The organism is Cryobacterium sp. MLB-32, assembly GCF_000738085.1.
In the GTDB taxonomy this organism is placed as follows: domain Bacteria; phylum Actinomycetota; class Actinomycetes; order Actinomycetales; family Microbacteriaceae; genus Cryobacterium.
Map to the genome: position 1 here is coordinate 1 of NZ_JPRS01000272.1, position 2,199 is coordinate 2,199.

General features: G+C 65.6%; 3 protein-coding genes. 1 reads left to right on the forward strand and 2 read right to left on the reverse strand.

Annotated elements, in window-relative coordinates; all coding sequences use genetic code 11:
- Positions 1-199, reverse strand: a 199-nt coding sequence (locus tag JF66_RS22455) for a Clp protease N-terminal domain-containing protein (RefSeq protein WP_156109887.1), incomplete at its 3' end; no start/stop codon positions are given.
- Between the two features lie 196 nt (positions 200-395).
- Here JF66_RS22455 and JF66_RS17440 point away from each other — a divergent pair.
- Positions 396-1,856: a hypothetical protein gene (locus JF66_RS17440; protein WP_051973712.1), complete on the forward strand. Its 1,461-nt coding sequence runs from the start codon at positions 396-398 to the stop codon at positions 1,854-1,856.
- 18 nt (positions 1,857-1,874) lie between these two features.
- Here JF66_RS17440 and JF66_RS17445 read toward each other — a convergent pair.
- Positions 1,875-2,199: phospholipase D-like domain-containing protein (locus tag JF66_RS17445; RefSeq protein ID WP_035880013.1), on the reverse strand; the 325-nt coding region annotated here is incomplete at its 5' end.

Below are 2,199 nucleotides of genomic sequence, written 5' to 3' on the forward strand. Positions count from 1 at the left end.
TGATGTCCTGCACCTGTTCGCGCACGGCATCCAGCGAGATGCCGAGGCTCTCCAGAGCCTTGGCCGCAACGCCTTCACCTTCGTGGATCAGACCGAGCAGAATATGCTCCGTGCCGATGTAGTTGTGGTTGAGCATCTTGGCCTCTTCCTGGGCCAAAACGACGACGCGACGAGCTCGGTCGGTAAATCTCTCAAACATATGATCGCTCCCTTGGCGCCAGGGCAGTTGGTGCCGTTACATCGAGAGTAGCCAGCCCGGCTGGGTTGCACGGCTTTGTTCGCCGTAGGCGTGACGGAAGTATGAACAATGGATGCCGCAGCCCCGCTCGCAGGGCTGGCGCGGGCCCTCATCCGGGGCCATAGTGTCAGCAATTACCGAGTGGAAGGTGGAGTCCATGGAGCAATCAACCGATGGGATAGAGCCCGGCGACGCGACAGCCGAGAACGCCGCGCGCGAGATCGCCCGGCTCTCGGCCGAGAACGAACGGTTGCGCGAGCAGGTTGCCGCTGCCGCCGTTCGTGCCGCAGCCGCCCCGGTGGCGGTGACACGTCGCGAGCATCACCGGGGCCGCGCGTTCGTTGCCGCACTCCTCGTGGCCGTGGGTATTCTGCTGGCCCCCACGGCCGTCATCGCGGCCTGGACCAAGACCGAGGTCACTGACACCGAACGCTTCGTCTCCACGTTCGCGCCCCTCGCCTCCGAACCGGCCGTACAAGCGCTGCTGGTAGACGACATCGTGACGCAAATCGACCAGCGCCTCGATGTCAATGCGCTCGTCGGCGACCTCTTCACCGGACTCGCGACCCTCGATCTGCCGCCCGCCGCGGCCTCGGCCCTTCAATTGTTCAAAGAGCCGGCCGTGCAGGGTGTGGAATCGCTGATTCGCAGCACGACGCAGCAGGTCATCACGTCACAGGCCTTCGCCGACGTCTGGGCGCAAACCCTGCGCGTGAGCCACACCCAGCTGATCGCCGCGCTGCAGGGCGACACCTCGGGGGCGGTCGTCATCGGCCCGAACGGTGAGCTGGGGGTGCAGATCGGTCCGATCATCGCCGCCGTGAAGACGCAGCTGGTCGCCCAGGGACTCACCATCGCGCAGAATATCCCCACCATCGACCGCACCATTCAGGTGGCGCAGTCCGATGCGCTCGTGCAGGCCCGCACGGGCTACGAGGTTCTCAACACCCTCGGCATCTGGCTCCCGATTGTCGCCGTCGCGTTCCTCGCAGCCGGTGTGCTCGCGGCCCGGCGACGGGCCCGCACACTGGTCTTCGCCGGCAGCTTCCTCGCCCTCATGATGGCCGTCCTCGCTGGCGGGCTCACTATCGGGCGCATCATCTTCGTGAACACGGTGTCCCCCACGTATCTTCCGATCGGTGCGGCACAGGCGTTCTATGACGCCGTCACGCCGTATCTGTTCAGCACCGCTCTCTCGGTGGGCCTTGTCGGATTCGGTGTCGCCGTGGTGGCCTACCTTGCGGGCCCCTTCACGGGTGGCCGCAACCTGAGGAGCGTGACCGTGCACGGTGCCACGCTGGCCCGAACGGCCGCCGAACGCGGTGGCGTGACCACTGGCCGGTTCGGCATCTGGCTCTTCGGCGCACGCCATGTTGTGCGGGTGGCTGTCGTCGTGGTGGCTGCCGCGGTCATCGTCTTCGTACGGCCGCTGACTCCCGCGGTGATCGGCTGGACGGTGATCATCAGCGTGGTGGTCATCCTGCTGCTCGAGCTGCTGATGCGTCCGGAGGCCGACAGCACCCCGACCGACAGCACCCCGGCCGACGGCCCTGCGGAGGAGAGGGAAGCCGCGCTTGCAGCAGCCGCGGCGGAGGCCAGCGCCCGCGACACGGATTGAGGGCGGCCCGTCTACCCGCTACTGAACTGCGGACGTCAGGCGGGCCAGGTTGTCGAGCACGGTGGAGCGCAGCGGCTGTTTGAGCCACGTCTCCAGGGTGAGTTCGGTGCTGTTGGCCCGATAGCCGTCTTCCATCTTTCGCAGGTCCTGCACAAACGACCGGCCACGCACCATGAGCGACACCTCCATATTGAGGCTGAAGGAGCGCATGTCCATGTTGCTTGAGCCGATCACGGCCACGTCTTCGTCGATCGTGAAATGCTTGGCGTGCAGGATGTACGGTGCTTTGTACATGTAGATGTGCACACCGGCGGTGAGTAGTTCCTCGTAGTACGAACGTTGC